The following is a 26,015-nucleotide window of genomic DNA, read 5'->3' on the forward strand; positions in this document are numbered from 1 at the left end:
AAATCAGCCTAATGGCTAGCTTCTTCCAGTATTAACCTAGCATTTGTCTCGATAACGCATGCAGCCGTTGGTAGCGAGCATCCTTTGCAAGCTCAGGGTTGGTTGCTGAAATCAATTGCAGGCAGGGACCTAGCTCACTCGGCGGCCAACTTCGTCCATCAATGATTGCGTCCAACAGAATCAGCGCTTTATCAGGGAAAGATTTACACAACTCGGATCCCACAAGAAGGTGCATCACGTAATATGGATGTTCAATCGGGCGCAGCCACCCCCCTAGCAACGTGATTGCAACAGGAAACTCCGTTCGTGCAGCAATGCACAGCCGCGCGATTGCTTCGGAGATTTTGGAAGAAACAAGTTCTCGGGATTTCGGCCAAACATTCTTCCAGAATGGTTGAATCCGATTCTTCCAATACTCCTGATGGCGGTCACCTGCACCTTCTAGCGCCTGTGTCAGCGCATGTGCACACTGAAGCAATCCCTCGGGTGGTAGTTCTTCCACTGCGGCACGGAAGTCCTCTTCAGCAAAACCGGGGACCGGTTCAAGCGCCGCATAGGTCAGAAAAGTAACGTACTGCCGCGCATGCTCTCCCAAGTATTCGTAGCGAGCGGCAGCTGCCAGAAAGTCAGGTTTAAGTGCGTTGAGCAAGGGAGCATACAAACGAGGGGACCACAGGAAACCCTCCCACGCGTATTTAGCTTCTTTGGTGTCTGAACTCCAGCTAAAAAGCGGTAACAGGTTAATTTCTGTCCATGGACGATCTACTCGGAAAAATGCGATTAACCTCGAAGCAAGCAAAACACGGCCATGCCTATATTGCTTTACCCGGGTATCGCAGAGTTGAGTGAGCAGTGGCTTAAGTTCAGCGGGTAGCAGGTCGTGGTCATTCGGTTCACTTGTGAACCATACATTGAGCAAAGCCTGAGTGATATGTCCAATGGGGTGATTGAGTGCCTCCGTCACGGGTTTGTCTATCGGCTGACCATTTGTCGTCATCGTGGAATCAGCAGCAAACTGAAAAGTCAGCAGTTTTTCACACAGTTTGAGAAATTCATGTTCTGGTTTCTTTATGGTTTTGGAAACGGCCATAACCCACCAGGTAACTGCGTGGGCACACTCCACCAACACCTCACTAGGCATTTGACTGAGGACTTGGGCAACGCTAAGCCAGCGGCGAAGCGCAGGCCTATATTCACCCCATGCATACAGGGCTTCACCCCAACGTCCAGCGGGCCATATCCCTTGTCGTCCAAGATCACATAGCGCCGCAAGACTATTACAAAAATGGTTGCGACATACCTGACGCCACGTATCTTGGTAGAAAGGTCTGTTTCCTGATCGAGTTTGCTGGAGCCACGCCACGAGTGGGCCGCGCTTGGTGGGGGTTACAACTAAGTCGATTTCTTGCACATAATCGGGGTCACCCGTACCACTCATCCATGTAGAAAATTCCTCACGCTCATTCTCAGTGAGCTTCCATTCCGGGTTTTCAACAGTGATTGCATCGAGATAGGCAGAGGAGGCTCCCCCAAGGACGACACCACCTTGTTGTAGCTTTGCAAGCCTCAGCCAAATCGTGGAGTCTTTTATGTGTTGCCATCTATCTTCTTCGAGATCAGAGACAAACATGTCGCGTGGTGGACCAGCAAGAATGGCTTGCTCAAGTGCTTCCTGATCTGCTTGGAACAGATGTTTTCCTTGCAGAACCAAGAGACGCATTACCTCACGTTGTGTCTGCCCATCCCACAGCCATTTAGCTGTATCACGCAACAACCAACCGCTCCACGTTGTTGCGGCAATGCAGTTGTCCTGGCTTGCTGCAAACAGTGCTAAACGTTTGAATGTGGGATAGGGCACCTCAAACCAGCCCGAAGCTACAGACTGGGCTCGCGCAAGATTTTCTTCGAGAACATGCAGCCACGCATCGCGTAACAATTCGATTAGACACACCCATTCCCTGAAGTCACGGTTCTGCCAGTGGGAGCTAATAGATGGCAAGTCCCAATGAGAACGATCCTGAAATTCATCCGCTTCGTTCAGTTCGTGCAATAAATCCAGTGCGTCACGCAGCAGGAGCTCAATGTCATCAAGCAACGCCGGAAGAGCATCTGCCCAGCCCGCATCTGCTGAGTCGAAGAGCGTCACTTTTACGTGATCGGCGTTCAGGACGAGCTCCCAGTCAACAAGATGTCTCAACCTCCCCGGTTCGCTTGAAGAGTCTTGCTCCTCCACCAACCGGAAGGGCGCGCGGATAGTCAGCTTTGGGGCAAGGACTTCGCGAAATTCCAGCCGCAGTGTTGTAGTCAGCCCGTCACGCTTCAAACGTTCCTTCCAGCGATAAATATCCGGTGAGTATGCCGTCGACTTTATTCGGCCACAGAGAAATAACCGCCAGAGCGATCGCATGATCTGATTGGGTATGGCATTAGGTGCCTGCTCGCGAATTTCCGCCAGTTCGGCAACCTTGCCTTCATTTTCAAGCTTGAGAATTTTCCCGAACTGGAACTCGATCATGTTGATCCAGTGGTCCGGCAACTGCGCCCCCTGCTGGGCTACCCAGATGAGTAATCGGTGGTCGTTCAAATGGCGCAGCAACCAGCGCGCAAGATGAAACATCACGTTGTCCCACCGAGGCGCGTTTGCCATACGCGACACCAAGGACATATAAGGGGCCGCTGAATATGAAGAAGGCCGGTGGACTAGGCTGAACTTGAGCTTGTCATCCACTGAGGCGTCGGGGGGCACACCAAAGCGAACAAGATCAGCATGCCTGAAGCGATCTTGCGTGAACGCCTCTAGAAACCAGTCCAGCGATGGTGCGGGATTCAGTTCTGCAAATCGTTGAGCAGGCAATCCAGTTTTATCTGCGATGGCCCACAACATCCGCCCCACGTAGTCATCCTGTTTACTGCTAGCCGATGGTCGGGCAAGTGCATGGTTCACCACAATCTGCTCTTTACCCAAAACCCCGTTCTGATGGGTTTCGGCCCAGGCTTGCAATGTCTTGTGAAGCGCGGAATGATCGTGTGAAGCAGTGGGTACCTCATAGAGGACTGGGGTAACCCCTTTGGCTTCCCATTCAATCTTTTTCTCACTCTCCTGCCCAGGATTGCAGTCACCAAATGCCCACGCTTCCGGTGTTGTTTCTCCCTGCATGCGGTCTGCCGCTAGTGCATCCATCATGTAGCGAAGAACTGGATCGTTAATGCTGTACCCGACAAAGCATACGACGTAGTTCCTGAATAGTTCGCTGACAAAGCGAGATGCCCAACGCTCAGTAAGATATGCCAGACCAAAATCACCACTTGTGACAACCAAACGGTTTAGTGCCACGTCATCAGCTTTGTCGCCCAGGAGTCCATGTAGGTAGACCACACCGTCCCAACGACTTTTTTTGGGGATGGGTAGCATCGGTGCTGAATAGGTCTGAAATGCCTGTTTTGTGCGCTTTGCAGCTGCGTGAAACAGATGATCAAAGTTCGTAGTCACTAACCGCAACGAAGTACCAACCCGCGCTAACCGAAGTAAGGCTGCATGCGTATCTGTAGCACCTTTAAGCCGTAGATTGGGTTTGAGCCGCTCTGCCAATGCACGACGCATCCCTAACCGTTGCTCGGGCAGCCGTCGTTCAAGGAGATCAAGAGTGGCATCAAACTGCCCTCTTTTGAAAGCTTCGCTTTCAATAGGTTTGAAGGTGGTGCCGGTGAGCTTATAAATTGCTTCTACCAGTCCACCGAATCCTGGCAATCCTGCCGGATACGAAATTCCGGCTCCGCAAAAGAAAACTACGCGCCCATCTTCGTGAGCTTGTAACAGCTCATCTGGGATATCAGGCCCATTTGCAATGAATTGCACCCGTTAACCTCTTATCGTTTCTTGCCCACTAGTTGTGTAGAGACGGCTAGGTGAGAGAGTGAGAACCAGTCTTGCCAGCCATTTAAATTCGTTCGCTCATTTCCCATTGCGTTCAAGAGGGAGAATGACCTTGTCGTAAATCAGAGCGGCTTGTTCTGTGCCTCGTGAAGGGTGGTTTGCTACGTCCAGCCAGACCTGAAGAACATCTGCGACATGCACGCCATCTTGGTGGATGGCCCCTCTGAAGATTGACTTCGGGGTGGATGCCTGCCGAAGGATGACATCGGGCGGTTCCATAGCTGATGCAACCCTTAGCACTCGCCAGTCGCTGTCTTCAGAGCGAGGCAGTGTGGGCACGTAAATATAAGGTGGCACTCCAATGACGTGTCCCAGGTTCAGTGCATCCGCAGCAGCAAAGAACCCCAGACAGGCCTCACTCTTCAGTTTTGCAAATAGCGACTTGATCTGCTCATCCCTCTTGCCCGGGAATCGGAATTTCATTGGCAGCTCTTGTGAGGGCCTCATCGTTGCCGCCTGCCAACGCTGGAACAGTGTACGGCGTCGCACCAGATTGATTGATCGCGAGGACTCATCCAGAAATCCTTCGTTACGAAGCTGCTGCAAGAAACGGGAAGCGCTCATCTGGGATGTTTGTGCTGCAGCTGCCAACTCAGCACCGGTTCGATACTTTTGTCGGGGCGCGTGTAGCTGGCTGACTGCAATGTCCGGCGCCAATAATATTTTCAGCATCCACTGATTGAGGTCTGAGAACAGATTTACGGGGGTACTGGTTGAAGAATTGCTGTTTTTCCTTCTCTCCAAGGGTTCCGCGTTTAGTTCTTCAAGCCCCGCTCCCCGAAATTGCCTCAGTCCGTTTCCAGAGATGATCCCAACAGACACATCGGACGCGTATTTCTCCCTGAACGCGCCAACTGCCCTCGCCAGCGATGGGGTTGCACTTTCAACGTAGACGACCGCAAGTGGGTGAGACCCAATGTTGTTTCGCGCATTTGTCGTCGCAATCAGGATAGCTTGTGCTAGAAGGGGGATCACCCGATCCGGTCGACTCTCGGCGAGGGATTTGATCGCAACACTGTACCGGACCAATTCCCGTTGAATCAGCAAGCCAACGGGTTCATTGCTGAATGAGGGGAAATCATCGATGACCAGCCAGCCAGAGTTTCGGAAGAATTCGGCGACCCGTTTTTCCAGTTCTTTGGCACCTGACTCTGATGTGAGAGATTTCGCCATCGCTGCTCATCTGCTTGGTAAACATGGCCATTATAATTAACACGGCCAAGTTATAAACTATTGCATGTGTTTGAAGTAAGTAAAGTTAGTCGCCCAGTCGGCCCCGTAGAAACTCAATAAATCGCTGGGTCCTTGGCAAGCATAGTGGGGTGACCCGCTTTAAAGTGGAGGTCGGGTTCGCGCGTAGATGGGGCGGTGCTCACCAGAAAATGACCATAGATAACCTTGAGGGTTACTCATTGGTTAGAAATATTGCCTTTCCGTGAACGACCTTCTTTTCACTTGCGGTCGCATAGAACACTCCACCAGAGTAAAAACCGGACGCATCTCCGGATTTGCTCTCAGCGCCCATGAGAAGAACACCGTTGGCTCCTAATTTGGCGGCCTGGGATTTCAGCTCGTTGATTGCCCGGTCTTGTGCCGCCTGCGTTGAAAATTCGATCTCGCTGGAAGCCTCTACGATGCCGATGGTTTCAAACTGGGACGGTGGATCGAGATAAATGTTTACTTGGGAAGGACTTACGGCGGGCCTTGTTTTTCCAGTAACGATTGATGATCCCGTTGCGCAACCAAACAAGGCAGACAAACAGACAAGTGTCGTGATGATCCTGAGAAATCGCATTCCTCAATTCCTGTAAAAATTAATATTCAATGCAATGGGCTAGTCACAGGCCCGTCCACTGGATGGAAGAACCAGCGCCAGTGCGCATCTGAGACTGCGTTGAGCGTGGCGCTAATGCCGATGGAATGGATTTTGATGGCTATCAGAAATTGCTTCTGCGTACTATGGCCATGATTTGGCGTAACTTTTCGCAAAACTCATGACGAATGAAACATTTTCACTCAAGGGTGCCTGACACGGGTATTGGGCTGGCGCAGCATGATCAGAAGGTCGGTGATCCAAACTGGTGGTGTGGGCTAAACCTGCAGGGGTTTGCGCTGATGCAGGTACGAGACAAGATCAGCAACTCACAGTGAATTGAGCGCGGCCGGTCAGGCATCGTCGGTGCTGTTTGCGCCCCCAAGACAAAACCAAAGGACGGGCAGTCAAGCCTGAGGCCCGATAAACTGATGTTTATTCTCGAGTGCGATTGAGTCGGCGGATTGTCAGGTCTTTCAGGGCAATCATTTCAAGATTGGTTGACCATCAACAGTAACTAAACAGAGTGGCGAATGCTCCACCATCTTTCATTTGCCGTTTCAGATATCAACCGGGCAGCTACCTTTTATGACGCTGTGCTCCGGTCATTGGGTTACGTGCGAGCCTGGACCGATGACACAGCGGTAGGGTATGGGTATCCCGGTGGCGGTGATAAATTTGCCATCAAGCTGGTGCCGGCATATGCCTCTATTCCTGGCGAGGGATTTCATCTGGCGTTCGCGGCTGGTTCGCGTGCTGCGGTCGATGAATTTCATGCCTCTGCGTTAACGCATGGTGGCCGGGACAATGGTTTACCCGGGTTACGGCCTCACTACGGGTCTTGCTACTACGCGGCGTTCATTATCGACCCCGATGGCTACCGGATCGAGGCAGTCATTAACGAGCCTGTGTGATGTTGCGGAAAAAGGGGACGGGGCTGATACAACCAGATCGGCTCGGAGATCTTGCTTTGACGCTTGCCAGGAAAAATCCATGCAAAGCAGTAGGTTAGAAAAATCCAGTTTCTAATGACCGAAACACGGAAAACTTCAGAATTAAATGACGCATAACGGGCGAGACAAAAATCTGAAGTTTGGCAACTCATTGATTTTAAAGGAAAGGAAATTCAGGAGGGAATGACCGACGACAGGCTGCTGTCGTCGTCCGTTGAATTCTGGAGTTCGCTCACGAAACTGGAGTCGGTGTATTTTTGAGACAGGAACTTTTGAGAGGTGCACGGCAGTTGGCACTACGTATTTATCGTAGTGCCAACTGCCGTGCAAAAAAAGACCATGAGCATTTGATGACAAAATCAAATGCTAATTGACCCGACGGGTCTTTTTTTTCGGGAAATTTACGGTAGAGTAGATCGCTTGTTGAGCCGAGATGGCTCGCTGTCGGAATGACACGAACGGCAGCTTTGGGGTATGGGTACATTTTGCTGATGGCAGTCATGGGGAATACAGGGGCCCATGAAGTTTTCTGACATCACGGCGATGTACACGCTTCGGAGCTGCCGTTTTTTGTTTTTGGCGCGCGGTTTGTGCCGCCGAAACCGAAGTGGCCTCGCAATCGCCTGCTCGGTGCAGGTTGAAAACAAGGCACTGAAATGCAAAAAACCCTCGCAACTGAATTGCGAAGGTTTTGCAAGAAAGTATGTAAAACATGCTATCAGACGTTTACCAGACGACTGAGGCATGTCTGTATCCATTAACCACCACTTCTGCGTCCGAGCAGACAAGGAGGCGTAACGACTACATACCAATTTTGAAGCAGTACAAACCTCTAGCAGGAGGATTGTCTTTGCTCCGCAGCAAGAACACCGGAAGGTGAACCACTGTTACTACGAGTAGAGTCGCTCGTCAGTATACCTGGTCACTTGCCGCGGTCAAGGCTTTTCTCCCAAACCGCAACACGAAGTTGCCCGATGACGGGTGCTTCGACGTATCGCGCCTGCCAGTTCAAATGGCTGGCAGGCGAGGAGAACGATCGTGTCCAGAAAATCCAAATCTCGGTCGGCGGCTAAACCCGCCCGTGACCTTGTTAAAACTGTCGTGCATCGCGCAGTCGGCGTCGCTTCAGATCGCCGAACCGGCGAATCATTGGCTTTTGAGTCTCTGCTCGAAGAGAACACCGAAGCCATTCTGGCATTGTGCCAGGACATCTCACACATCAAGACCCAACCGCGCACGGATGCCGCGTGGCTGCCGCTCGGACGTCCATGGCTTACGACCATCAAGGACCGTTTTACCGGGGTGGTCCTGGGTTTTTACGTCAGCTTTAACCAGGGGGGACTAGAGGCTGTTTATGGCGCGTTGAGACATTCGGTCCTGGCCCATGGCTATATCTCGATCTGGGATGGGCTGCTGGACAATGAGTGGCCCTGCGCCGGCTTCGGTCAGCATTACGTGGCAGACCGGGCCAAGGAATTCATCTCGACAAACCTGCGCCTGGCCATCACTGGTCTGGGCTCCCGTCTCATTCTGTGCCCACCCCGGAAACCAACGTTCAAGGCTGGCATCGAGCGTTTCTTCGGCAATCTTGAAACGACTTTCCTGGAGTCACTGCCAGGTAAAACCTTTGCGATCTACCAGAAACGATTTGGTTACGATCCGGCAAAAGATGCAGTCCTCCGGTTCAAAACACTGGTGTATCTGCTGCACAAGTATGTGGTCGACCAGTTCAACCTCACGCCGAATTCCCGTTCCCTGGCCCGGCCGTTGGATATCTGGAACGATCACATTGGTGACTAACCATCAATAACGTGATGTACTGAGCGGAAATGTTTCAGCAAAAATGGAACGACTCCAAGGACATCCTTGATGGTTTGAGTGACGTGATTGAAGCCATAGCAACGGATGCGCGGAGTCGTACGCGCGGCCGTCCTGTCCCATCAGCGAAGGGACTTGCTGGTGGTCGGGTGTGCCCTGGAAGTAGGTCACGATGGCACTGCTATACGACCTGGCCGCGTTGACCAGATCGGTGTTGGCATTCAATGCGTTTTCCAGCCAGGCGCGATCAGAGTCCGACAGCTTGCCAGTGACTTTGAGTTTGCCATCTTGCAGTACGACATCCCAGTTGCTGTTTGCGATCTGTGGATGTTGCTGCGCCAAATTGGCTTGTACCCGGGTGAGTTGGTCGTAAATGGTCTGGATCGCGGTATTGGCCCGATTGGCTGCTGGCCGGGTGATATTGACCATATCGTTTTCGAAATCCGCGATGTAATCGTGTTGTGGCGCAATCTGGGGGTTAACGCCCGTCAGCGTGTTCGATGCATCAATGCGCGGCGTGGTTTGCCCAAGGCTTAGCGTTGAACCGCCTGTGGTGGGGATATATGAAACACTCATGAGCGGATTCCCGGGCTGGAGGTGGCCATTTGCAATGTGAAATGGCGGGTTTTTAGCCAGCGTTAAACACTGGCGCTGCAGTGCATGTTTTATATACCCCGGGGTAAAACGGTTTCACCTGCAACAACTGACAGCTTGTCTGATCGCTCTCCGAATAACGGGCCGGATTGCGCATTGGCTGTGCTGAGCGACGTTGGCGCTGATCCTGGCGGCAAGAACAACGCGGCCATGAATGCCATCAAATCAAACCTGGAGAAAACCCGTTTGCGGACGGCCGCGGCGCAATCGCCCGCCTCCCGGCGCAGCGACAGCTGGCCGGGTCATGCGGGATTTGCTGCTGCGCCTGGCGCAATGCTTTCTTCATCTTGCCCCGAGCGCGTCGCTGCCGCGGTTCACAAGGCCGGCCTGGGCGATATAGCGGAACAATTCGGCATCGTTTTTCAGGCCAAGCTTGACCATGGCCGAGCGCTTTTGTGTGCTGATGGTCTTGGCGCTGCGGTTAAATGCCTTCGCAATTTCGATAATGCTGGCACCGCGGGCCAGGTAGGTCAGCACTTCAATTTCCTTGGGGCTGGCACCGGTGGCTACGCGCGTCGGTACAAAGTCGCGCTCCAGATTGCGGACAGACTCCGACAGATAGACATGCCCTGATACGGCATGGCGCAAGGCGTTGGCAATGCTGCTGCCAATGTCGCTTTTGCCGATGATGCCGTCCACGCCCAGCTTTTTCATGCTTCTGATCAGGGCCACGTTTTCCAGCACGGTCACGACCACAATTTTCAGTGCCGGATAATGGCGCTTCAGGTAGCTCAGCATGCGGATGCCGTCACCAATCTGGCCGTTGGGCATGGCGTAATCGGTGACCAGCACGTCCACGCCGCCGGTGGCCAGCGCCGCCACAATGCCGGTTGAATCCTGCGCTTCTGCGACCACGGCGACATTGGGCTCTGTTGCCAGTTCACCCTTGATGCCCAGCCGTACCAGCGGATGATCATCCGCAACCAAAACCCGGATCATGATGTGTTCTCCAGTGGGGCCGTTGCCTTGATCAGGTAGCGCGGCCGTTTCATTCAATCTGCTATCTGGATCGCATCGTACGGCGGCGGGGCGGGGGCCAAATATAGAACAAATTCGAAAAAATCAGATAAAGCCTATGCCCGGGGCATGGCGGGTCGGCGTACCGGTTGCCCGTTGCCGCCCTTGCCCTGTTGATCTGCGGCGTGCGTCTGGCGGTGGCGATCGGGCCACCGTGTGCCAATACTCCCGTAGCCGTCCCGCCGCGTAGCGCTGGCGCGGGGCGTATCCCCACCCGATCACCACAGGTGTTGCCAGGCCCATGAACGATGAAGCCATGACTGATTCTGTCTCTGGCCTGCCTTATCTGGCGGGCAACTTTGCGCCGGTCAAGACCGAAACCACGGCGTTTGACCTGCCGGTCACCGGCCGCATTCCGCAAGAACTGCGCGGCCGTTTTTTGCGGATTGGCCCCAACCCGGTTACGGCGCCCGATGTCACGCGCTATCACTGGTTTGACGCAACCGGCATGGCGCATGGCCTGTACCTGCGTGATGGCAAGGCGCAGTGGTATCGCAGCCGTTTTATCAAGGACTGCATGGCAGCAGCCACGCTGGGGTTGGCGCCGATTCCTGGCCCGGCGCCGCAGCAGCGTGCTGGCCATGTAAACACCAATTTTGCGCGGGTGGGCGGCAAGTTGTACGCGGTGGTGGAGGCGGGCGCGCTGCCGGTGGAGCTGGATGACCATCTGGAAAGCGTGGCGCGCTCGGATTTTGACGGGACACTGGAAGCGGGCTTTAGCGCGCATAGCCGGTTTGACCCGCTGACCGGCGAGTTGCATGGGCTGACCTATGAACCGGGCGAGCCGGTGCGCTATGTGGTGGTAGGGCCCGATGGCCGCGCGAGCACCCGGTCCCGCATTGATTTGCCCCATATTCCGCTGGTGCATGACACGGCCATCACGGCGTCGTTTGTGGTGGTTCCGGATTTACCGGTCACCTTTCAGCCAACGCGGGCACGGGCCGGGTTTCCCTGGCTGTGGGATGACCGCCGCGATGCCAGAATCGGGCTACTGCCGCGCGATGGCGATCAGTCACGCCTGCAATGGTTTACTGCGCCGCGCTGTTTTGTTTTTCATTTCGTCAACGCCTGGGATGAGGGCGATTGCACGATGATTGATCTGGTCCGGCACCTGCGCGTGTTTGTGCACGACCATCACGGCCCCGGCGAAGGCGAAGGCATTCTGGTCCGCTGGACACTGGATCGCCGCAGCGGCCAGTTGCGCGAAACCGTGGTGGACGAACGCGGTAGCGAGTTCCCGCGCATCAACGCGCGCTTTGAAGGGCAGCCTTACCGCTATGCCTGGACGGCGCACTGGGGCAAACAGCTCAGCTTTGGCCCGGCCAGAAAGCACGACATGCAGCGCGGCACCACGCTGGAGCATGACTACGGCCCGGGCCGGATGACGTCTGAACCCGTGTTTGTGCCCCGGGCGGGCGCGGTGGCTGAGGACGACGGCTGGATCATGTCCAGCGTCTACGATGCCAACCGGGATCTGAGCGACGTGGTCATCCTGGATGCGCAAGACTTTACCGGCGCGCCCGTTGCCACCATCCACCTGCCGGTGCGGGTGCCTTTCGGTTTTCATGGTGGCTGGCTGGCGGATTAACCCGGCCCGGTGCGGTTCAAACGGCCCGGCAAGCATGTGCTTGCCGGGCTTTTTTGTTTCTGGCGCCGCCTGCGGGCCGCCGTATTGCGGGTATGTAAATGGTTCGTAAAGTAACCAGATTGTCACGGTATGTACATTTGCCGCTGCCACAATCCGCCGCGCACAACTCATGGCTGCGGCGCCTGCTGATACCCGTAACAGGTGTGTTACTTGCCCACGAGGCAGTAACCGGTTCGATCCGGTCATGAACATCGATCAACCGCCACTGGTTCGGCACCGACAAGAACACCAGGCCGATCACGTCGCGATTGCGTATAAAAACTCTCACTCTCCAAAGAGCATCGTGAAAAAAAATCTCAATTTCCTGATCCCGGCGGTGCTGGCAGCCAGCCTTGCCGCATGTGGCGGCGGTAGCGGTAGCAGCAGCACCAGTGCGCCCACAGACAGCGGCAGCCTGCCGGTTGATAGCAAAGTCCCGGCGCTGACGTTTACTGATCCGCAAAGCACCTGGGATCTGAACAACTATACGCAAACCGCCAGCTACGCCCTGCAAGTGGGCACCGGTGCCAACCTGCTTAACGCAGAAGCCTCTGGCGTGACCTATGACAAGGACACGGATTCGCTGTTTGTGATCGGTGATGGCGGCACGGCCGTGGTGCAGGTCTCCAAACTGGATGGCCATGTCATCGATTCCATGACGCTTAACGCCGGCGATTTCCAGGATACCGAAGGCATTACCTATGTTGGCAACGGCAAGTTTGTACTGGTGGAAGAACGCCTGCGCCAGGTAAACCTGTTTACCTACACTGCCGGTGGCACGCTGCATCGCACCGACGTGCAAGCGGTCAAACTGGGTACGACGGTGTCCAATGTGGGGATCGAAGGTGTGACCTTTGATACCAAAACCGGCGGCTATGTCGCCGTGCGCCAGTCGCAGCCGACCAGCATTTTCCAGGCCGCAATCAACTTTGCCACGGGTTCTGCTACCGCGCCGGATGGCTCGGCCATCCTGCCGACCACCGACAATCCGCCGGTGCTGTTTGATGCTGCCAAAACCGGGCTCTCGGCTTTCAACGATGTGTTCTCGGTTTCGAACATCGTGCCGGCCAGCGCACCGGATTACGATAACGTCGTCATCATTGGTGCACCGGATGGCCGCATCGTGAAGATGGATCGCGCTGGCAACATGCTCAGCAGCCTGTACATGAGCGCCACGGCCCAGAACGAAGGCGTAACCATGGCGCCGGACGGCACCATCTACGCGGTGGGCGAACAGGCCGCCGGCCCCAGCCTGCCTGGCCTGACCATTTTCAAGCCGACCACCAGCAAGGCGGCCGTGGGCATTGGCAGTAATCTGTACCTGACGTTTGATCAGGCGGTGAAAGCCGGCACCGGTAACCTGGTGCTGAGCAATGGCGCGGGCGATACCCGCACGATCGCCGTGACCGACCCCACGCAAGTCACCTTCAGCGGCAGCGTGATGAAGGTGCATCCCAAGTTCTATATGGTGGCCGGTACCACGTACAACATCACCTACCAGTCCGGTGTGATCAAGACGACCGCCGGAGCCAACACTGCGGCGGTGACTGACGCGGGTACATTCGCGTTCACCACCGTCGGTACGGTGGACCAGACCGCCCCGACCCTGACCAGCACTGCACCGGTCAATGGCGCAACCGGCATCATCGGCAGCCATTTCTCCATGCAGTTCAGCGAGATCGTCCAGGCAGGCAGCGGCAATATCGTGATCAGCAACGGTTCGGATACCCGTACTGTGTCGATCAACGATGCAACGCAGGTCAAATTCAACGGTGGCCGCGTGACCATCACCCTGACCTCGCCGTTGCAGGATAGCTCCCGCTATACCGTGCAACTGGCCAGCGGCGTGATCACCGATCTGTATGGCAACGCCTATGCCGGCACCTCGCAGAGCTTTACCACCGCCGCTGCCGGCGCACCGGCCCCGACCGTATTGATTACCGAAGTGAACTCCAACGCCACCGGCGGCCAGGATTTCTTCGAGATCTACAACTACGGCAGCTCGGCCATTGACCTGACCGGCTGGAAATGGGGCGACAACCACGCCGACGTCAACGACGCCAACAACACCGCGGCCTTTACCGCAGGCACGACTCTGGCGGCAGGCCAGCGTCTGGTCGTGGTCTCTGGCGTACCGGGCACGGGCGAAACCGCCTTCCGTAACACCTGGGGTCTGGGCTCGTCGGTGCCGGTGGTGGCCATGTGGAACGTCAACCAGGACCCGGCCAATCTGATCGGTCTGGGCAAGGGCGACGCGGTGATCGTGTACGACGCCAACGGCAATGTGGTTGCTGCCGTGAACTACGGTGCGCCGATCAGTGCCACGCAAGGCGACGGCACGCTGAAGGCGATCCCGACCGTGGCCGGTGCCAACGCAACACTGGTGGCCGCCAGCAACCATGCGGGTGCGGTCTTTACCGGCGGCACCGCCAAGGTGTCTGCCGTGTGGGATACCGTCTCGATCAGTTCGCCTAACTATGTGGCTGCGGTGAATGGTTCGCTGAATGCCTTCCAGGAGCCGGGCGATTCAGGCTCGATCGGTTCGCCAGGCCTGTAACCAGCGCTGTTGCAGTACAGCGTGTTCCAGAAAAACCGCCCGATGCGCTCGGGCGGTTTTTTTATTCTGGCGGCCCGCCGCAACCGGCCACGTGCAGGGACGAAGGCACCTGGAATAACCGCCATTCCCCTTCTAGTCTGTAGTCAGCACATTCCTGCAATGCCCAGGCCCGGCGCATCACCATGCTGCATGGATAGCGTGTGTTGTTCTGGTCAGCCCGCAACGTATTGATCTTTCTGGATCAACCATCATGCTTATTACTGCCCAGGTGCAAAGCGTACTGTCGCGCCGCTTGCTTGATGTATTTATCCAGGCCGGTTTGATTGCGGCACTGGCGGCGTTTTGTTATCAGATTTTTGGCCCGTTCATGACGCTGATGTTATGGGCGGTCATTCTGGCGGTAACGCTGTTTCCATTGCATCAGATGGTGGTCAGAAAAACCGGTTGCAGTCAGGGCAGGGCGGCCACGCTGATTATCATCCTGGGTATTGTGCTGATCTTTGTGCCCATGGTGCTTTTATCCAGTTCGCTTGCAGATGCAATTACCAATTCGATTGACCTGATCAAAAACAATACGCTGACAATTCCGCTGCCGCCCGATTCGGTGGAATCGTGGCCCATTATTGGCAAGAAAGTGCATGGATTATGGTATGCGGCAGCGACGGACCTGCCCGGGCTGATCCAGTCTTACCAGCCCAAAATGGGCGATCTGGCCCGAAAGGCGCTGGGGTTTGTGGCCGGTATTGGCGGCGGGCTGCTGAAGTTTTTTGCTTCATTCATTATTGCCGGCGTGATCATGGCTTTCGGGCATGAAGGCCATCAAAGCGCACGGGCTATTGGCCGGCGTTTTGGCGGGGCAGAAAAAGGCGAAGCATTTGTGGTGTTATCTACGGCAACCATTCGTGCCGTAGCGCAAGGCGTGATCGGGATTGCCTTTATTCAGGCCACCTTGCTGGGCGTGATTTTACTGGTGGCGCAGATTCCATTTGCGGGCGTACTGGCGATCATTGCGCTGATCCTGGGCATTGCCCAATTACCCGCCTTGCTGGTGAGTTTGCCGGCCATTGCATATATCTGGATGAGTGGCGCTTATTCGACCCTGCTCGCCATTTTTTATTCTGTTTTGTTATTGCTGGCTGGCGCGGTCGACAATGTGCTCAAACCGTTGATGCTGGGCCGCGGGGTAGATGCCCCCATGCCCGTGGTGCTGATGGGTGCGCTGGGCGGCATGGTGTCCGGCGGGATTCTGGGCATGTTTGTGGGCGCGGTCATGCTGGCTTTGGGCTACCAGATCTTTATGGACTGGGTGGCCATGCAGACAGAGACCGAGGTAGACGCCGTGCTGGCGGTGACAACAGAGACTGACCCCGTCGGGCAAGACTAAGTGACCGGCATCGTGGCCAGGTTCGCCCGGCGTGGTGGCCTTTTGCTGGTGGTCATCGGGCTGTCGGCCTGCACCGTGGTCGGGCCCGATTATGTGCGGCCGGCCGCAGAAATTGCCCCTGACTGGCACAGCGGCAGCCTTGCGCTGGCCCCGCAGCAGCAAGCGGACATGGCGCAATGGTGGCAACACTTCAACGATCCGGTACTCAACGGGCTGATTGAAGAGGCCCTGCGCAAAAACCACTCAGGCAAGGTCGCCGCCCTGCGGGTGATGGAAGCGCGCGCACAACTGGCCATTGCCGGCAGCAATCTTTATCCGCAAGTGCAGCAAGCCACTGGCAGTGCGCTCTATACCGCGACGCGTCCGTCTGGTGGCGCCACGTCGTCGCAAATCAGTTACAGCGTCGGCCTCAATGCGGGGTGGGAGCTGGATTTCTGGGGGCGCTTTCAGCGGGGGATTGAAGCGGCGGACGCCAGTTACCTCGCCTCGCTCGATAGCTATGACGACGTGCGCATTCTGCTGGTAACGCAAACCGCCACGGTCTACGCGGCGATACGCACGCTGGAGTCGCGGCTGCAGATTGTGCATGCCAATGCGGACATCCAGAAACGCAGCCTGGAAATCACCACGCACTTGTTCCAAAGCGGGAACGAGTCTGAACTTGATCTGCAACAGGCCAAGACCCAATACCTGAGTACGGTCGCCAGTATCCCCGCGCTGGAAGCGTCTTTGCGCACCACGCAAAACGCGCTGGCCGGCTTGCTGGCGCGGCCCCCTGGCCCCTTGCCGGAAATGGCATCCGGCACTGGCGCGATTCCGCAAGCCGGGCTCTTGATGGTGGCCGATCTGCCGGCTGACCTGTTGCGCCGCCGGCCGGATGTCCGCGTGGCTGAAATGCAGTTGATTGCCCAATCGTCGCTGATCGGGGTCGCGCAGGCAGATTTGTATCCCTCGCTGACGCTGCTGGGCTCGCTCGGGGTCTCGGCCACCTCTGTTGCCGGGTCACCCACGGTGGCCACATTGGGTCTCGGCCCCAGTCTGACCTGGAATATTTTTGATTATGGCCGCATCACCAATAACGTCCGCGTGCAGGATGCGCGCTTTCAGGCGCTGGCGGAGTTATATCAGGACAGCGTCTTGCAGGCCGCGCGGGAGGTGGACGATGCCGCGGTCTCTTACGCCAAAAGTCTGGAGCAGATTGCGTTGCTGAATGAAGGCGAGATTGCCGCCCGACGCGCGCTGGCGATCGCCAATATCCAGTATCGCGAAGGCATGGCGGATTTTGAACGCGTGCTTGATGCGCAGCGGGCGCTGTTCAGCCAGCAAGAGCGGGTGGTCACCAATCAGGGCGATGTCGTGGCCAACCTGATTGCGGTTTACAAAGCCATGGGCGGCGCCTGGCAAGTGGCGCGCCCGCAACCGTTGCTGGACGACGCCACCCTGAAAACCATGAAGGAGCGGACCAGTTGGGGCGACTTGCTGGACGCGCCATTGCCTGCTTCTGACCAGGATTTCATGACGGGAAAACCATGAGCGAATCTGCCCCTTCACCCGCTACGGCGGCGCCCCCGCCCGGCCGCGCGGCCCGCGTCATGCAGTGGCTGTTGCTGCTGCTGATTGCGCTCAGCCTGGTCTGGTATTTTGCGGCCGACCGCATCACCCCTTATACGTCGCAGGCGCGGGTGCAGGCGTTTGTGGTGCCGGTTGCGCCGGAAGTAGCGGGCATCGTCAAAAAGGTGCTGGTGAAAAACAACGACGACGTCCAGAAAAACCAGCCGCTGTTTGAACTGGATCAGAGCGAGTACCGCATTGCGCTTGATAAAGCCAATGCGGATCTGGAGTCAGCGCGCAAAGGCGTGTCTGCCGGCGCCGCCGGGGTGGCCTCGGCCAAAGCCTCGCTGCGCGCGGCGCAGGCCAACCAGTTGCAGGCAGAGCAAGACGCGCATCGCCAGGAGTCCTTGTACGCCGAAGACCCGGGGGCGATCTCGGTGCGGCGGCTGGAAACCGCGCAGGCCGCGCGTGAGCAAGCCCGGGCCAAGACCGTGGCTGCAGCGGCAGAGGTGGTCCGCGCGCAAGAAAACATGGGTGGCGATGAAAACGTGAATGCCAAAATCGCCAGTGCCCGTTCTGCCGTCACCAGGGCAGAACTGGATCTGCAACAAACCACGGTCTACGCGCCCTCGCGCGGTCTGGTGACTGATCTGCAGACGGATACCGGCCAGTCTGCCAAGGCCGGTGCGCCCACCATGACGCTCATTGCCATTCATGACTTGTGGATCAGCGCCGAGATGACGGAAAACAATCTGGGGCACGTCAAAGTGGGCGATGAGGTAGGCATCGTGCTTGATGTCATGCCCGGCGAAGTGCTCAAGGGCCGGGTGCGCAGCATTGGCAATGGCGTGAGCGCCGGCAAAGCCACGCCGGCCGGGAGCCTGCCCACCATCGACAACAACCGGGACTGGTTGCGCCAGGCGCAGCGCTTTCCGGTCGCGATCGAGTTTTTGCCGGAGGAACTAGGCCGGATTCATGGCTTGCGCGTGGGCGGTCAGGCCGAGGTCATGGTCTTTACCGGGCAGGGCGGCTTGTTGAATGCGCTGGGCGCGCTGTATCTGCACCTGATGAGCAAGCTCTCTTATGTTTACTAGCCTGCGGCTGCCGCAACCGGTGATTGATCAGCCCAGTCGCCTGGTCTTGCGCCTGGGGCTGGGCGGCGGGCTGGCGCTGGCGGCGGCGTATGGTCTGGCTTTTGCGGTGCCGCATGTGTCGTTGCTGATGGCCTTGTTGTTGCTGAGTAAACCGGGACCGGCGCTTGCGCTGGGCAAGGGCGTCGTGCTGGCGGGCGTGCTCATGCTGCTGATCGGCTCTGGCGTGTTGCTGGTGCCCTTGCTGGAAAACTACGCGGTCGCTGCGCTGTTGTTGATCGGGCTGGGGTTGTTTGCCATTTTTTTCATCGGCACACGTCAATCGCACCCGCTGCTGAGCCTGTTGCTGGTCAGTTTTACCTTGATCCCGGTCGCTGGCGTGCAAGGTCAGGCGCTGGCCTTGCAAGTGGTGCATGCGCTGGCGGGCGGGGTGATCCTGGGCGCGGTGTCCGGCACGCTGATGCATCTGCTCTTGCCTGATCTGCGCCAGTTGCCCAAAGCGGCGCCGCACAAGCCAGGTGTCGAAGATGCGGTCTGGCTGGCCGTGCGCGGCGTGCTGATTGTGTTGCCGGTCTTGCTGCTGGCGCTGCAGAACCCGGCGTTGTACATGGCCGCCATCATGAAAACCGCCACGCTGGGCCAGCAGGCGGGTTCGCTCAATGCCAGGGACGCCGGCCGCGAGTTGCTGGGTTCAACGCTGCTTGGCGCCGGGCTGGCGCTGCTGGCCTGGCTGGGGCTAAGCCTGTGGCCCTCGTTATGGATGTACACCTTGTGGATCACCCTGGCGCTGTGCTGGCTGGGTCTGCGTTTGTATCGCATCTTGCCCACCCGGCACCCGCCGTCGTTCTGGCTGAACGCCATGATCACGCTGGTGATTTTTCTGGGGCCCGCGGTGCAGGACAGTGCCAGTGGCAAAGACGTATTGACCGCTGCGGTGATCCGGCTGGCCTTGTTTACCGGTGTCGCGCTGTATGCCTGGGCCGCCATTTATGTGCTGGAACGTGTCCGCCTCCGCTTTCATCCGGCGGGGCCGCGCAATGGAGTATCAACATGCTGATGAACTTGCTGGTCGGCCTGCCGATGATGTTGCTGTGTCTGGTGGCGCAAGTGGCCATGATGGGGGTGTGCGTGCGCTATTACTTCCGGCGTGTCGCCAGAAAGGGCCGGGCCGGGTTCATGCAGGGCGGGCTGGTTGCGCTGGGGGTGGCCATGGTCTTGCTGATGATGGGCAATTTCATCCAGATTCTGGCGTGGAGCTGTTTGTTTGTCGGGCTGGGTGAGTTTACTGACTGGTATGACGCGGTGTTTCATTCGGCGGTGAATTTCACCTCGCTGGGGTATGGCGATCATGTCATGAGCAACGCCTGGAAACTCCTGGGCCCGCTGGAAACCGGCAACGGCATTTTGATGTTCGGCATGACCGCCGCCATGATCATGGCCGTGTTGCAGGATCTGATCAAAAACAGCAACAGAGGCGCCGACGCGGGCGATTGATGCCCCGCCTGGGCGCCATCGCGGCGGGTCACGCATCCTTCACTGCGATGACACATCCCGTTCATGGGGGTGACACATAAAGTTGTGACTATCTGCCGGCCAGTACAGGCGGCGGTCAAGGTCTGATTGGCGACAACGATTCCAACTACGACGCCAATCCCATGAAACTCTCCATTCTGACGCTCGCCTGTACCGCCGCCTTGCTGACGCTGGCTGGCTGTGGCAGCGATTCTTCTTCCTCGGCCTCTGCCCCGGCCGCATCGCAAACCCTCTCTGGTGTGGCCGCGCAAGGTGTTGCCGTGGTCGGTGTGCCGGTTACGCTGACAGACAGCACCGGCGCCACGCTGCAGACTGCGGCCACCGATGCCAACGGCAATTTCTCGCTCAGCTTCAAAGGCGGCAAGGCACCCTTTGTGCTGACCGTGCCGGTGAACGATAGCGATGGCTCGCCGGCCGTGTTGTCGGCCATTGTGGCCTCTGGCAGCAGCACCACCGCTAACCTGAACCCGCTCACCACGCTGGTGACGCAACGCGCACTGGGCCAGACGCTGACCGCCGCACCGACGGCCGCGCAGTTGTCTGCCGCCAACCCGTCGGCTGCCAGCATTGCGCAGGCGGTGACCGACGTCGATACCGTGCTGCAGCCGCTGTTTACCGCCCTGGGCGTGCCCTCAAGCGCGGTCAATGATCCCGTTGGCGCCAGCTACAGCATTGGTTCCGCGCTGGACAAGCTCTTTGATATTGCCCACATCACCGTACACAACAACACCATCAGCGTCGGCCAGCGGATTGATGCCAGCGGCCAGACCGTGGCGGCAGATGGTTCCAGCACGTATCAGTCCCTGCAGTTGCCGCTGACCGGCAAAATGCCCAATCCGCTGGCCAATGGCCCGGTTGTGGCCGCGCAGAGCATCAGCAAGGGCGCGACTACCACGCCGATCCAGCACGTGATCGTGATCGTGGCAGAAAACCAGACCTTTGACGGTTTGTTTGGCACGTACCAGACGACCTCTGACCAGACGGTGAAAAACCTCTTGTCGCAAGGCATTGTCAATGCCGATGGCACGCCGGGCCCGAACTTTGCCCTGGCCGCGCAGAACAAAGGAACCACCCAGACCAGCTACACGCTGAACCCGACCCGCGGCAGTGCTTATGCAACGCTGCTGCAGCCAGAGAAAATCGGCATTGTTGATCTCTCGTCCTTGAGCACGGCCGGTGGCGTGGCGGACACGCGGTTCCCGGCCAACCTGCCCAATGGCCCGTTCCAGATCAGCAAGTACGTGCCGTACGCCCAACCGGATTCTTCGGCGCTGGGCGTCCAGCTGGGCCTGAGCGCAACGACCGGTGACCCGGTCCACCGGTTCTTCCAGATGTGGCAGCAAACCGGCGGCGATAACAGCAAGCTGGACATGTTCATGTGGGTGGCCGCGCAGACCGGTCAGGGTGGCGATACCAGTGGCATCACGCCGTCCAATCCGGCCCAGGGTGGCGAGCTGATGGGCTTCATGAACATGTCGGCCGGTGATGCGCCGTACTTCAATACGCTGGCCAGAACCTACGCCATCAGCGACAACTATCACCAGTCCGTCATGGGCGGCACGGGCATGAACTTCTTCCAGGTGGCGACCGGGGACATGCCGTACTTCAACAACGCCGGCACCGTGGCGACACCGCCGTCCAGCCAGATCGAAAACCCGAACCCGTTGGCGGGTACGGACAACTTCTACCAGCAAGACGGGTATTCCGGCGGCTCTTACGTGGGTTGTGGCGATGCCACCCAGCCTGGCGTGCAGGCCATCCTGACCCTGCTGACGGCCAAGGGCATCGCCAGCAATTGTGACGCCGGCAAGTATTACCTGGTGAACAACTACAACCCGGGCTACGCCACAGACGGCACCACCAACCCGATCGGCCCCAACAACTACAACTACCCGCCGCAGACCGTGCCGACCATTGCCGAGGCGCTGGCCAACGCCAATGTCAGCTGGAAGTGGTACACCGGCGGGCGTGATGCGGCCGATGTCACCACCGAGAGCACGCTGCTGGCCGTTTCTTACCTGATGACCCAGCAGGGCATGACGCAATCCCAGGCCCTGGCCTACGTGGCTACAAACCCCGGCCTGCTGGCGCAGTTTGCGCCGTCGGCCATTGCCGCCCAGTACAACGTGATTGGCGATCCGCTGGTGGCGTCGTCCAAAGTCATGACCAACGCCGCGCTCAAGGCCAACCTGGTGAACCTGACCACGTTTGACCATGACGTAGCCAGCAACACGCTGCCGGCCGTGTCTTATGTGGTGCCCAAGAACCTGGCCAGCGGCCACCCCGGCTACTCGGCCCCGGCTGACCTGGAGGCTTATCTGAAGCACATTGTGGATGAGGTCAAGGCCAACCCGGCGCTGTGGGCCAATACCGCCATCCTGATCACCACCGATGAAGGCGGCGGCCACTTTGATACCGGCCCGATCCAGAATCTGGATTTCTTTGGCGATGGCCCGCGTATCCCGATGGTGGTGGTGTCGCCGTATGCCCGCGCCGGCATGGTCGATCACACCTACTACGATCACGCCTCGGTACTGAAATTCATCGAGCGTAACTGGAAACTGGCGCCGCTCTCCAAGCGCAGTCGCGACCGCCTGCCCAACCCCGTTCAAGCGCAAAAAGCCTATCTGCCGACCAACAAGACGGCCGTGGGTGATTTGATGGCCATGTTCAACTTCTGATCCACCTGAACTGCACCCATGACTGTGAAGACCTTTGCACCCGCCGCACTTGCGGCGGGTTTTCTGTTGTTGTGCGCGGGCGCGGGCGCTGCGCCCACCCCGGCCCCCAAATCGGCCATCTGGGTACGTTATCCGGCGGTGCCGGACAAACTCAGCCCGGCGGCTGAACTGGGCAAGCAGATCTTCTTTGATGCCACCTTGTCCGGCTCTGGCCAGATGTCGTGCGCCACCTGCCACAGTCCGGATCACGCTTTCGGCCCGGCCAATGGTCTGGCGGTCCAGCCTGGTGGCGTGGACATGAAACATGCGGGCGCGCGCGCTGTGCCGTCGCTGCGTTATCTCACCTTTACCCCGCTGTTTACCCGCCATTACTACGTGCCGGCCTCGGAAGACAGCGACGATGAAGGCCCGACCGGTGGCTTCATGCGCGATGGCGCCATGTCCTCACTGCGTGAGCAAATGGCCATGCCCATGCTCAACCCGGATGAAATGGCCAATGCCAGCCGCGAGGCCGTTGTCGCCAAACTGCGCCGCGCCCCGTATGCCGGTACCTTTGCCAAAGTGTATGGCGCCAATGTCTGGGCCGATCCGGCCAGGGCGTTTGTCCACGCGGGCGAGGCGCTGGAGGCGTTTGAAACCGAAGACCCGGCTTTTCATCCGTTTACCAGCAAGTTTGATGCGGTGATGTCGGGCCATGCCACGTTCAGCCCGGCTGAATTGCGCGGCCTGACGGCGTTCAGCGATCCGGACAAAGGCAACTGCGCGCAATGTCACGTTGCCTCGCCCGGGCCGGGCGGCCGCCCCGCTGCGTTTACCGATTATTCCTTTGTGGCGCTGGGCTTGCCGCGCAACAAAGAGATCCCGGCCAATCAGAACCCGGCGTATTTCGATATGGGTTTATGCGGCCCCGTGCGCACCGACATGCGCAAGGAAACGCAGTACTGCGGCATGTTCAAAACGCCGACGCTGCGCAACGTCGCGGGCCGCACGGTGTTCTTTCATAACGGGGTGTTTCATACCCTGGATGATGCGGTGCGCTTTTACAGCGAGCGCGATAGCAAGGCCGGCAAATGGTTTCCCCGTGCCGCCAATGGCAAGGTTGATCTATACAACGATCTGCCCGTGGCTTACCGCGCCAACGTGGATCACACCGACCCGCCGTTCAACCACGGCCCGGCAAAACCGGTGCTGAATGATGCCCAAATCCGCGACATTGTGGCTTTTCTGAAAACGCTGGATGACGGGTATTCAAGCGTGGCGGGCGGCCCGGCGCGCAATCAGCTCTCGAAGCGATAACCGGCGCCGTAGACCGAGTGAATCCAGGCATCGCCGGATTCACCCATTTTGCGGCGCAGGTTTTTGATGTGACTGTCTACGGCGCGGTCGGTCACCACGCGCCGGTCCAGATAAAGATGATCCATCAACTGATCGCGCGAATAAATGCGCCCGGGCTCTGCCGCCAGCGTGCGCAGCAGGCGGAACTCGACCTGGGTCAGCCCCAGATCCTGCCCGAACAGGCTGGCGCGGCCGGCCGCGTCATCCAGACTTAGCCCGGCCGCGACCGCATCCCCCGGCGTGCGGTGATGGCGCCGCAACACGGCCTTGACCCGGGCGACCACCTCCCGCGGGCTGTAGGGTTTGCAGACATAGTCATCCGCGCCTGTTTCCAGCCCCAGCAGCCGGTCTACCTCTTCCACCCGCGCGGTGACCATGATGATGGGCGCGTCAGAAAACGCGCGCAGATCGCGGCAGATTTCGATGCCGTCCTTGCCGGGCAAGGTCAGGTCCAGCAAGACCAGATCGGGGGCCAGCGCCTTGAACTGCGTGACGGCCAGGCTGCCATCAAATACTTGCTGGCAGGTATAACCGGCGGCTTGAAGGTAGTCGCGCAAGATGGCGGACAAGCTGGGTTCATCTTCGACGATCAGGATTTTGCCTTCGCTCATGCGGCCTCCGGCAGCGACAGCGTGACGTGCAGGCCACCCAGCGCAGAGGCGCGGGCCTCGATCCGGCCGTCATGGGCTTCCACGATGTTGCGGCAAATGGCCAGCCCCAGCCCGCTGCCGCCGCTATTGCGGTTGCGTGAGCTTTCGGCCCGGTAAAAGCGCTCGAACAAGCGTGGCAGTTTGTCCGGGTCCACGCCGGGCGTGCTGTCATCCAGCGTCACCAGCAGCCGGCCCTTTTCTTGCCAGCCGCGTACTTCAACCCGGCCGCCGGCATCGGTATAACGCAAGGCGTTCTCCAGTAAATTGCCAAACAATTGCTGCAAACGGCGTTCATCTCCGTAGATATGCCGATCAGAAAAATCCAGCTGCCAGGTCAGTTGCAGGCCGGCTTGGGCAAAGCGCCCGTGGAAGGGCTGCAGGGTGCTTTCCAGCAGGACGCCGATATCCAGTTGCTCGCGCCGGTAGGTCAGGGCGCCGACATCGGTCAGCGACAGATCGTGCAGATCGTCGACCAGTTTGCCCAGCTGGTTGATCTGCGCGGCGACCGATTGCAGCGTGCTGTGATCCATGGGGCGAATGCCATCCTGCATGGCTTCGACCTCGGCCCGCATCACCGCCAGCGGGGTGCGCAGTTCGTGCGAGATGTCGGCCATGAAATTGCGGCGTGAGCGCTCGGTGTGTTCCAGCGCCTGCGCCAGCTGGTTGAAGTCGCGGGCCAGCGCGCCGATTTCATCGCGTGATTTATCCACCACGCGGCTGGTGTAATTGCCGGTGGCCAGCTGGTGGGTGGCGTTGGTCAAGCCATACAACCGGCGCAACAGCGTGCGCGCCAGCCAGCCGGCCAGCAGCGCCGCCACGATGACGGAGAACACGCCGATCTGCCACCACAGTTGCAACTGGGCATTGAAAAACCGCACATCGCCAGCGGCAATGGCTTGCTGGAAGGGCAGCATGGCCATCCAGCCCACCGTATTGCCGTTGACCACCACCGGCAGCAAGATCGAGTTGCGACCGGCATCCGGGTTGCCGATCACCAGGTGGTAGTGCTGGTCCAGCAGGGCAAAACGCGGCACCGCACCGGTCTGGTCAGACACTGGCGGCGAGCCGGATTCATGCCATTCGCCCGGCGCTGGCCGCATGAAATCGAACCAGCCCTGCATGTTCTTGTGCATGAAATCCCAGTTGCCATGCGCGGCGTAGGCCGCCTCAAGACGCGGCACCACGGTATGCATGCGCTCTACGCCCTGGTCGTTCAGGTAGCCCAGAAACCCGCGCTCAAAGCTGATCCGGCCCAGCACGCCATTGACGAGCAAGACCACGGCGCAAGAGGCCAGAATGGCGATGAACAGTTTGGCGGTCAGCCCGGGTTTCATGGTGGGGTTCCACTCCGCGTGGTCGGTTGTCTTTTTCAAGAAATACATGGCTGCGCGGTAGAAGTCCACGTGCCGGGCAAAAC

The 26,015-nt window shown here is 58.3% G+C and carries 18 protein-coding genes; 11 read left to right on the top strand and 7 right to left on the bottom strand.

The window, feature by feature from the left end; genetic code table 11:
* Positions 1-31: 31 nt before the first annotated feature.
* The 3 genes from dsr1 to IEX57_RS12320 all read right to left on the bottom strand — a co-directional run bounded on the left by dsr1 (position 32) and on the right by IEX57_RS12320 (position 5,729).
* Positions 32-3,856 carry an anti-phage defense-associated sirtuin Dsr1 gene (gene dsr1 / locus IEX57_RS12310; RefSeq protein ID WP_188704656.1) on the bottom strand — a complete coding sequence of 1,275 codons (3,825 nt, stop codon included), beginning with the start codon at positions 3,854-3,856 and terminating at the stop codon, positions 32-34.
* A 96-nt stretch (positions 3,857-3,952) separates the two neighbouring features.
* The gene (locus tag IEX57_RS12315; protein ID WP_188698235.1) at positions 3,953-5,107 is read right to left on the bottom strand and encodes an RpiR family transcriptional regulator; all 1,155 of its coding nucleotides are present in this window, start codon (positions 5,105-5,107) and stop codon (positions 3,953-3,955) included.
* Positions 5,108-5,339: 232 nt separating this feature from the next.
* Positions 5,340-5,729: a hypothetical protein gene (locus IEX57_RS12320; RefSeq protein WP_188698237.1), complete on the bottom strand. Its 390-nt coding sequence runs from the start codon at positions 5,727-5,729 to the stop codon at positions 5,340-5,342.
* A gap of 551 nt (positions 5,730-6,280) precedes the next feature.
* Here IEX57_RS12320 and IEX57_RS12325 point away from each other — a divergent pair.
* Positions 6,281-6,661 (top strand): VOC family protein, encoded by a 381-nt coding sequence (locus IEX57_RS12325; RefSeq protein WP_188698240.1) that lies wholly within the window; start codon positions 6,281-6,283, stop codon positions 6,659-6,661.
* A gap of 1,077 nt (positions 6,662-7,738) precedes the next feature.
* On the top strand, positions 7,739-8,500 hold the full coding sequence (locus IEX57_RS12330; protein WP_188704657.1) for a TnsB C-terminal domain-containing protein: 762 nt from the start codon (positions 7,739-7,741) through the stop codon (positions 8,498-8,500).
* A gap of 3 nt (positions 8,501-8,503) precedes the next feature.
* Here the strand turns inward: IEX57_RS12330 and IEX57_RS12335 are convergent, their stop codons facing one another.
* Both IEX57_RS12335 and IEX57_RS12340 read right to left on the bottom strand, forming a co-directional pair.
* Positions 8,504-9,094, bottom strand: coding sequence for a hypothetical protein (locus IEX57_RS12335; protein WP_188704658.1), 591 nt, complete (start codon positions 9,092-9,094; stop codon positions 8,504-8,506).
* Positions 9,095-9,454: 360 nt separating this feature from the next.
* Positions 9,455-10,111, bottom strand: a complete 657-nt coding sequence (locus IEX57_RS12340) for a response regulator (protein WP_188704659.1) — start codon at positions 10,109-10,111, stop codon at positions 9,455-9,457.
* 319 nt (positions 10,112-10,430) lie between these two features.
* Between IEX57_RS12340 and IEX57_RS12345 the strand changes: the two genes are divergently transcribed.
* The 9 genes from IEX57_RS12345 to IEX57_RS12385 all read left to right on the top strand — a co-directional run bounded on the left by IEX57_RS12345 (position 10,431) and on the right by IEX57_RS12385 (position 23,909).
* Positions 10,431-11,777 (top strand): carotenoid oxygenase family protein, encoded by a 1,347-nt coding sequence (locus IEX57_RS12345; RefSeq protein ID WP_188704660.1) that lies wholly within the window; start codon positions 10,431-10,433, stop codon positions 11,775-11,777.
* A 343-nt stretch (positions 11,778-12,120) separates the two neighbouring features.
* Positions 12,121-14,373 (top strand): SdiA-regulated domain-containing protein, encoded by a 2,253-nt coding sequence (locus IEX57_RS12350; RefSeq protein WP_229709001.1) that lies wholly within the window; start codon positions 12,121-12,123, stop codon positions 14,371-14,373.
* Positions 14,374-14,623: 250 nt separating this feature from the next.
* Positions 14,624-15,757 (top strand): AI-2E family transporter, encoded by a 1,134-nt coding sequence (locus tag IEX57_RS12355; RefSeq protein WP_188704662.1) that lies wholly within the window; start codon positions 14,624-14,626, stop codon positions 15,755-15,757.
* Positions 15,758-17,290, top strand: coding sequence for an efflux transporter outer membrane subunit (locus IEX57_RS12360; protein WP_229709002.1), 1,533 nt, complete (start codon positions 15,758-15,760; stop codon positions 17,288-17,290).
* Positions 17,287-18,402 (top strand): HlyD family secretion protein, encoded by a 1,116-nt coding sequence (locus IEX57_RS12365; protein WP_188704663.1) that lies wholly within the window; start codon positions 17,287-17,289, stop codon positions 18,400-18,402. Before IEX57_RS12360 ends, IEX57_RS12365 begins: the two co-directional genes overlap by 4 nt.
* The gene (locus tag IEX57_RS12370) at positions 18,392-19,456 is read left to right on the top strand and encodes a DUF2955 domain-containing protein (protein ID WP_188704664.1); all 1,065 of its coding nucleotides are present in this window, start codon (positions 18,392-18,394) and stop codon (positions 19,454-19,456) included. The genes IEX57_RS12365 and IEX57_RS12370 overlap by 11 nt, the downstream gene beginning before the upstream one ends.
* Positions 19,450-19,893, top strand: coding sequence for an ion channel (locus tag IEX57_RS12375; protein ID WP_188704665.1), 444 nt, complete (start codon positions 19,450-19,452; stop codon positions 19,891-19,893). The genes IEX57_RS12370 and IEX57_RS12375 overlap by 7 nt, the downstream gene beginning before the upstream one ends.
* 161 nt (positions 19,894-20,054) lie before the next feature.
* Positions 20,055-22,613, top strand: a complete 2,559-nt coding sequence (locus IEX57_RS12380) for an alkaline phosphatase family protein (protein ID WP_188704666.1) — start codon at positions 20,055-20,057, stop codon at positions 22,611-22,613.
* A gap of 18 nt (positions 22,614-22,631) precedes the next feature.
* Positions 22,632-23,909 carry a cytochrome-c peroxidase gene (locus tag IEX57_RS12385; protein WP_188704667.1) on the top strand — a complete coding sequence of 426 codons (1,278 nt, stop codon included), beginning with the start codon at positions 22,632-22,634 and terminating at the stop codon, positions 23,907-23,909.
* Here IEX57_RS12385 and IEX57_RS12390 read toward each other — a convergent pair.
* A complete protein-coding gene (locus IEX57_RS12390) occupies positions 23,891-24,559 on the bottom strand; it encodes a response regulator (RefSeq protein ID WP_188704668.1) in 669 nt (222 codons plus the stop codon). The genes IEX57_RS12385 and IEX57_RS12390 overlap by 19 nt on opposite strands.
* Positions 24,556-25,932 carry a sensor histidine kinase efflux regulator BaeS gene (baeS, locus tag IEX57_RS12395; RefSeq protein ID WP_188704669.1) on the bottom strand — a complete coding sequence of 459 codons (1,377 nt, stop codon included), beginning with the start codon at positions 25,930-25,932 and terminating at the stop codon, positions 24,556-24,558. Before baeS ends, IEX57_RS12390 begins: the two co-directional genes overlap by 4 nt.
* Positions 25,933-26,015 lie beyond the last annotated feature (83 nt).

Source organism: Silvimonas iriomotensis (genome assembly GCF_014645535.1).
Classification (GTDB): domain Bacteria; phylum Pseudomonadota; class Gammaproteobacteria; order Burkholderiales; family Chitinibacteraceae; genus Silvimonas; species Silvimonas iriomotensis.

Bases quoted from the DNA above. Each gene is read 5' to 3' on its own strand.
- IEX57_RS12315 (WP_188698235.1), bottom strand. From the start codon at position 5,107: ATGGCGAAATCTCTCACATCAGAGTCAGGTGCCAAAGAACTGGAAAAA.
- IEX57_RS12320 (WP_188698237.1), bottom strand. From the start codon at position 5,729: ATGCGATTTCTCAGGATCATCACGACACTTGTCTGTTTGTCTGCCTTG.
- IEX57_RS12325 (WP_188698240.1), top strand. From the start codon at position 6,281: ATGCTCCACCATCTTTCATTTGCCGTTTCAGATATCAACCGGGCAGCT.
- IEX57_RS12335 (WP_188704658.1), bottom strand. From the start codon at position 9,094: ATGAGTGTTTCATATATCCCCACCACAGGCGGTTCAACGCTAAGCCTT.
- IEX57_RS12340 (WP_188704659.1), bottom strand. From the start codon at position 10,111: ATGATCCGGGTTTTGGTTGCGGATGATCATCCGCTGGTACGGCTGGGC.
- IEX57_RS12345 (WP_188704660.1), top strand. From the start codon at position 10,431: ATGAACGATGAAGCCATGACTGATTCTGTCTCTGGCCTGCCTTATCTG.
- IEX57_RS12355 (WP_188704662.1), top strand. From the start codon at position 14,624: ATGCTTATTACTGCCCAGGTGCAAAGCGTACTGTCGCGCCGCTTGCTT.
- IEX57_RS12365 (WP_188704663.1), top strand. From the start codon at position 17,287: ATGAGCGAATCTGCCCCTTCACCCGCTACGGCGGCGCCCCCGCCCGGC.
- IEX57_RS12370 (WP_188704664.1), top strand. From the start codon at position 18,392: ATGTTTACTAGCCTGCGGCTGCCGCAACCGGTGATTGATCAGCCCAGT.
- IEX57_RS12375 (WP_188704665.1), top strand. From the start codon at position 19,450: ATGCTGATGAACTTGCTGGTCGGCCTGCCGATGATGTTGCTGTGTCTG.
- IEX57_RS12380 (WP_188704666.1), top strand. From the start codon at position 20,055: ATGAAACTCTCCATTCTGACGCTCGCCTGTACCGCCGCCTTGCTGACG.
- IEX57_RS12385 (WP_188704667.1), top strand. From the start codon at position 22,632: ATGACTGTGAAGACCTTTGCACCCGCCGCACTTGCGGCGGGTTTTCTG.
- IEX57_RS12390 (WP_188704668.1), bottom strand. From the start codon at position 24,559: ATGAGCGAAGGCAAAATCCTGATCGTCGAAGATGAACCCAGCTTGTCC.
- baeS (WP_188704669.1), bottom strand. From the start codon at position 25,932: ATGAAACCCGGGCTGACCGCCAAACTGTTCATCGCCATTCTGGCCTCT.